The sequence below is a fragment of the Pseudomonas rossensis genome (genome assembly GCF_039888995.1).
Classification (GTDB): Bacteria; Pseudomonadota; Gammaproteobacteria; order Pseudomonadales; family Pseudomonadaceae; genus Aquipseudomonas; species Aquipseudomonas rossensis.
The window spans coordinates 1-6,041 of sequence record NZ_JBBWCB010000217.1 but is presented as its reverse complement, the minus strand read 5'-3'; the positions used below and the strand labels follow the sequence as shown (position 1 = coordinate 6,041).

Sequence of the window (6,041 nt, the reverse complement as noted above, 5' to 3'; positions counted from 1 at the left end):
AGCCATCCGGTAACCCCCGGACGCTTGCTTCAAAACACCCCTCGTTTCCCACCGCGCCGTGATCGTGGCGGAGACGAATATCCTAAAAATGATTCGAGGGGATTTACCTATGTCTTTGCCAATATTGCTGCGTGCAGCGTTTGCCGGTCTGGTACTGGCTTCATTCACCTTGTCGGCGTCGGCCGAAACCATCCGCATTGCCATCGGCACCCAGGACACCACGATCAACTGCGCCGCCGGCGGTCTGTTGATTCGCGAGTTGGGCCTGCTGGACAAATACCTGCCCCACAACGGCCCCTACAAAGACGCCAAGTACGAGGTGGAGTGGAAGAACTTCACCAGCGGCGCGCCCCTGACCAACGAGATGGTCGCCGGCAAACTCGACTTCGGCGCCATGGCGGATTTCCCCGGTTCGTTCAACAGTGTGGCATTTGAAACGGCCGGCAAGCACAGCCTGTTTATCAGCGTGCTGTCGGGCAGCATCAAGGGCAGTGGCAACGGCATCGTGGTGCCTAGCGCATCGAGCGTGCAGTCGCTGGCGGAGCTCAAGGGCAAGACCATTTCCGTGCCGTTCGCCTCGACGGCGCACGGCATGTTGCTGCGGGCCGTGGCTGCCCAAGGCTGGGACCCGCTGAAAGACGTGAACATCATCGCCCAGCCGCCGCAAGTCGCCGGCTCTGCGTTGCAGGCCGGGAAGATCGACGCCCACGCCGACTTCGTGCCGTTCGCCGAACTGTTCCCCAGCCGTGGTTTCGCTCGCAAGATTTACGACGGCGCCCAGGCCAATGCGCCGACCTTCCACGGTGCGCTGGTGGATCAGGCCTATGCGAAGAAGTACCCGGAAATCGTCGTGGCTTATCTGCGGGCGAGCATTGAAGCCAACCAGTTGCTGGCAGCTGAGCCGGAGAAATACAGCGAGTTGATCGCCAAGGTCACTGGCGTCGATGCCGAGGTCAATTACCTGTTCCACGGTCCGTTGGGCGTGCAAACCCGCGACCTGAGCTGGAAGCCGGAATACCGTCAGGCCGTCGGGACCGCCATCGATACTCTCAAGCTGTTGAAGAAGGCTGATCGCGGGTTGGACCTCAACACCTTCATCGACGACCAATACATCCGCGCTGCATTCAAGGCCTCGAACCTGGATTACACCGCGCAACTGGCTAACTACGGACAGACGCCGCTCAAAGCGGTGGATGCGTCGAGCGGTAAAGCCATCACCGATTTCAGCCATGTGGCGGAGATCTGGGTGCGTGGCGAGCCGAAGGTTCGGCAGTACGCCTCGACAGAGTCGGCGTTCACCGCGTTGGCCAGCCTGAAGCAGGAAGGCAAAAACATCCGCGGGGTATATGCCCAGGCGAGTGACAGCGGGATCAAGTTGCTGGCGGATCAGGCGTGGTTTGCCAGTGATGCGAAAGGGCGCCTCAGCGCGTTTCTGCTCAAAGGCCAGGCCCAACAATTCGCCACGGCACAGGGCGGAAAAGTTTTCGACTTCACCGACGCTACCACCCAAGCCGTCGCCGTTCGCTAACCGCCAAAGCACCACAAATCCCCTGTGGGAGCGAGCTTGCTCCGGGCGGCGTTCCGACGATGGGGCCAGACCAGTCGGCATCAAAGTTGACTGACCCGCCCCAATCGCGAGCAAGCTCGCTCCCACAGGGTCCAGGGTTGAGAGGTAGTATTGTGTCTCGATCATTTTCACGCTGGACTCCCCGAGCCGCTTCACTGCTGCTCTGCCTTGTATTCTGGCAACTCGCCGCCAGCCACCACTGGAACCTTGGCCTTGTCACCTTCGCCAACGTCCCGACGCCACTGGCGGTCGTCGAAGCTGCCCTCGGCCTCGGCGACTCCGGCAAGCTCGCGCAACACCTCGGCAGCAGCCTCAGCCGAGTCTTCGCCGGTTACCTCGCGGCGCTGATCATCGGCATCGCTTTGGGCTTGGCCATCGGTCGCTCGAAATGGGCTGAAGACCTGCTGCTACCACCGCTGGAAGTCCTGCGCCCGATCCCCGCCGTGGCCTGGATTCCGCTGGCGATCCTAATGTTCCCATCCTCAGAGCTGTCGATGGTTTTCATCACCTTTACCGGCGCGCTGTTCCCGATTCTGCTCAACACCGTGCATGGCGTCGAAGGCGTCGACCCACGGCTGATTGCTTCGGCGAAAAGCCTCGGGGCAGGGCGCCGGGCGATTCTGCTGGAGGTGATCCTGCCAGGCGCTGCGCCGAGCATCATCACCGGCCTGGCGATCGGCATGGGCACCTCATGGTTCTGCCTGGTGACCGCCGAAATGATCTCCGGCCAGTACGGCATCGGCTATTACACCTGGGAGTCCTACACCGTCCAGAACTACGCCGACATCGTGGTCGGCATGTTGCTGATCGGCGTACTGGGGATGGGCAGCAGCCTGCTGATCAAACGTCTGGGCGGGCTGTTCACGCCCTGGCACCGACCACGAGGAAAAGCCTGATGAGCGTGATGCAAACCCCTGAAGGGCGGATCGACATCCGCCAACTGTCCATCGTCCTCGGCGAGGACAAGCAAGCCTTCGAAGCCGTGCAAGGTCTGGATTGCCAGATCGAGCCGGGGCAATTCGTGTGCATTCTCGGGCCGTCCGGTTGCGGCAAATCGACCCTGCTCGGTGCGCTGGCCGGTCATCTGCAACCGCGAACCGGCACCCTGAAAGTCGACGGTGCGCCGGTCTCGGGCCCGTCCCCGCAGCGCGGCATGGTGTTCCAGCACCACACGCTGTTCCCTTGGCGCACCGTGCGCGACAACGTCGCTTTTGGCTTGAAAATGCGCGGCATCGGCAAAGCCGAACGCCACCAGGCTGCCGACGAAATCCTTGCCCTGGTGGGCCTCGAAGGGTTTGCCGAGCGCTGGCCTGACCAACTCTCCGGCGGCATGCAGCAACGGGTAGAAATCGCCCGGGTGCTGATCAACCGCCCGCGTCTGTTGCTGATGGACGAACCCTTCGGCGCCCTCGATGCGTTGACCCGATTGAACATGCAGGAGCTGCTGCTGGACATCTGGACGCGAATTCGCACCACCGTGGTGTTCGTCACCCATGACATCGATGAAGCGCTGTTCCTCGCCGATCGGCTGCTGGTCATGAGTTCGCGCCCGGGCCGGATCATCGAAGACCTGCGTCTCGATTTCCCCCGCCCACGCACCACCGAACTGGTGACAAGCCATGAGTTCTCCCGCTTGAAGCGTCATTGCCTCGAACTGCTGCGTCACGAAGACTGTCGGCAGTTACCGCGTCTGAACCCTCTCGGACTTCCCCTTGAAACCAAACTGCCGCGAATTGCCCTATGACCTCTCTATTCGATGTAACCGATAACGACGACATTCTCGCCCTGCAACCGCGCCTGACGGATGAAGATTCCGGCGTGCGCAGAATTGCCCTGATTGAACTGGCCGATCTTGAAGAGCCGGACGGTTTGCTTTGGCTGGTCAATCGGCTTGCGCAAGACCCGACCGAAGAAGTCCGCGCCGAAGCCGCACGATTGCTCGAAGCCTGGGAGGACGAACCCGTGGTCGAAGCGCTGTGCCAGGCGCTGACCGATCCTTCTCAAACGGTGCAAACGGCCGCCGCGCAAAGCCTTAGCCTGCTCAAGACCGAGGCGGCGGGCAGGGTGATTCTGCCGTGGACCGGGCATGCCGACATCAACGTGCGCATCGCCGCTTTCCGGGCCTTGCGTGAGTTGCGCTTTCCCGATGCCGCCGCTGCCGCTTTAGGGGCATTGACCGACGAAGACCCCAGTGTTCGCCGCGAAGCCGTCGGCGTACTCGGCTGGCTCAAGCAACTCGATGCCTTGCCAGACTTGGCCAGATTGGCCAGCGCTGACCCGGACACCGAAGTCCGCCGCGCCGCTACCGGTGCCCTGGGCCTGGCCTCCGACGCGGACGTGCTGCCGGCGCTGCGCCACGCCTTGCAGGACGCAGCCTGGCAAGTGCGCGAAGAAGCCGCGACCACGCTGGGCAAGGTCGGTCACGTCGACGCAGGCCCGGCCTTGGTCGAAGCCTTGAGCGACGCGTATTGGCAAGTCCGCCTGCGCGCCACCCGTAGCCTCGGTCGTTTGCGGTACGTCCCGGCCCTTGAGGCGTTGATCGAAACCCTCGGCCACCGCATCAGCAACCTGCGCAAGGAGGCCGCCCTGGCCCTCGGAGAGTTGAACGACCGGGGCGCCATCGCACCTTTGCAGGCTGCGCAGGACGACGGCGACCCGGAAGTGCGCAAAGCCGTGCGCATCGCCTTGAGTCAGCTGCAATGAACCCGGTGGCGATTGGCAATTCCCATAGCAAACAGCAGCTGCGCTTGAACTGGCCGGATGGTCGCGAGCAGTTGCTGGACCACGCTGAGTTGCGCCGTCAATGTCCGTGCTCGCAATGCCGGGCGTTTCGGTTGCAAGGGCTGACGGTGAAAGTCGATCCTCGCATTCGAGTGACCGAACTGAACGGCCAGGGCTATGGCCTTCAACTCATCTTCAGCGACGGCCACGAACGCGGCATTTACCCATGGCCCTACCTATCAGGACTCACCTGAAACCTGTAGGAGCTCCTACAAGTCCTTGCCAGGAAATTGCCAAAAGAGTACAAATGTACTCCATGACGACTTTAACTCCCCGCCGCACCGCCATCCTGACCTTTATCCGCGATCGAATCGCCGAGCATGGCCAGTCCCCGAGCCTCGCTGAAATCAGCGAGGCGTTCGGTTTCGCCTCCCGTAGCGTGGCGCGCAAGCATGTGCTGGCGCTGACCGAGGCCGGTTTCATCGAGGTCAATGCGCATCAGGCCCGGGGCATTCGTTTGCTCGGGCAACCGGCGCGGCCCGAGTTGCTGGACATTCCGGTACTCGGCCGGGTGGCGGCGGGTGCGCCGATCGGTGCCGATGCCGAGGTTCACAGCCGCTTGCTGCTCGACCCGTCGATCTTCTCGCGGGTGCCGGATTACATGCTGCGGGTCCAGGGTGACTCGATGATCGAGGACGGCATTCTCGACGGCGATCTGGTCGGCGTGCACCGCAATCCCGAGGCGGTCAACGGCCAGATCGTCGTCGCGCGACTCGACGGGGAAGTCACCATCAAACGTTTCGAGCGAGTCGGTGAGATTGTCCGATTGCTGCCACGCAATCCGGCCTACAAGCCGATCATCGTCGAAGCCAATCAGGACCTGGCCATCGAAGGGGTGTTCTGCGGTCTGGTGAGGCAAGGGTGATGGGCGCCGTCGTTGCGCTGGATACGCTGTTCAATGGCGGCCAGGTCTGGAAGGGCCGGCCTGCGCCACCGGCTGTCAGCCCGCAACCCACCGGGCATGCCGCGCTGGATGCGGCGTTGCCTACGGGGGGGTGGCCGGAAGCGGCGTTGACCGAAATCCTTTTGGCCGGGCAGGGTGTTGGCGAATTGCAACTGGTGTGGCCAGCGCTGGCGCGGTTGTCCGCCGCGGGCGAGCGCATCGTGCTGGTGGCGCCGCCTTACGTGCCCTATCCCCAGGCCTGGCAGAACGCCGGGGTCGATCTGCGTCAGTTGTCGATCATCCAGGCCAGCGAGCGCGATGCCTTGTGGGCAGCGGAACAATGCCTGCGTTCGGGCAGTTGCGGCGCAGTGCTGTGCTGGCCGCACAAGGCCGATGACCGGGCGTTGCGGCGCTTGCAGGTGGCGGCGGAAACCGGCTCGACCCTGGCGTTTGCCTACCGCTCGATCAATGAGGCGATCAACCCTTCGCCAGCGGCGCTGCGCATCGCCATCGATGCCAGGCCTGCGCAATTGCGCGTGCTCAAGTGCCGGGGCGGGTTGGCGCGTTCAGCGCCGATTGCCTTCCCCGTGGGACATTGAGGTTGCCATGCGCTGGGTCTGCATTCTCTTCCCGCAATTGGCGCTGGACGCGGTACTGCGTCAGCGCTCCGATCCCGATGAGCCGCTGGCGCTGCTGACCGGCCCGGCCCAGCGTCGGGTGTTGCAAGCGGTCAACGCTTCGGCCCGGGCGCTGGGCTTGCGCCCGGGCCAGTCGATGACCGCCGCCCAGGCCTTGAGCAAAGGGTTTGTC

At 63.3% G+C, this 6,041-nt stretch carries 7 protein-coding genes and 1 pseudogene; all 8 read left to right on the top strand.

Going from position 1 to position 6,041, the window contains the following annotated elements:
* Positions 1 to 121: 121 nt before the first annotated feature.
* Positions 122 to 1,528, top strand: a complete 1,407-nt coding sequence (locus tag WLY71_RS29120; protein ID WP_347806323.1) for an ABC transporter substrate-binding protein — start codon at positions 122 to 124, stop codon at positions 1,526 to 1,528.
* A gap of 152 nt (positions 1,529 to 1,680) precedes the next feature.
* Positions 1,681 to 2,463, top strand: a complete 783-nt coding sequence (locus WLY71_RS29115) for an ABC transporter permease (RefSeq protein WP_347806322.1) — start codon at positions 1,681 to 1,683, stop codon at positions 2,461 to 2,463.
* Entirely contained in the window at positions 2,463 to 3,311 is an 849-nt protein-coding gene (locus tag WLY71_RS29110) for an ABC transporter ATP-binding protein (RefSeq protein WP_347806321.1), read from the top strand. Before WLY71_RS29115 ends, WLY71_RS29110 begins: the two co-directional genes overlap by 1 nt.
* Positions 3,308 to 4,270 carry a HEAT repeat domain-containing protein gene (locus tag WLY71_RS29105; RefSeq protein WP_347806320.1) on the top strand — a complete coding sequence of 321 codons (963 nt, stop codon included), beginning with the start codon at positions 3,308 to 3,310 and terminating at the stop codon, positions 4,268 to 4,270. Before WLY71_RS29110 ends, WLY71_RS29105 begins: the two co-directional genes overlap by 4 nt.
* Positions 4,267 to 4,542 carry a DUF971 domain-containing protein gene (locus WLY71_RS29100; protein ID WP_347806319.1) on the top strand — a complete coding sequence of 92 codons (276 nt, stop codon included), beginning with the start codon at positions 4,267 to 4,269 and terminating at the stop codon, positions 4,540 to 4,542. Before WLY71_RS29105 ends, WLY71_RS29100 begins: the two co-directional genes overlap by 4 nt.
* Positions 4,543 to 4,595: 53 nt before the next feature.
* On the top strand, positions 4,596 to 5,213 hold the full coding sequence (gene lexA / locus WLY71_RS29095; protein ID WP_347806318.1) for a transcriptional repressor LexA: 618 nt from the start codon (positions 4,596 to 4,598) through the stop codon (positions 5,211 to 5,213).
* Positions 5,213 to 5,830 (top strand): translesion DNA synthesis-associated protein ImuA, encoded by a 618-nt coding sequence (gene imuA, locus WLY71_RS29090; protein ID WP_033061610.1) that lies wholly within the window; start codon positions 5,213 to 5,215, stop codon positions 5,828 to 5,830. The genes lexA and imuA overlap by 1 nt, the downstream gene beginning before the upstream one ends.
* Before the next feature lie 7 nt (positions 5,831 to 5,837).
* Positions 5,838 to 6,041: pseudogene (locus WLY71_RS29085) on the top strand (Y-family DNA polymerase); the annotation flags it as partial.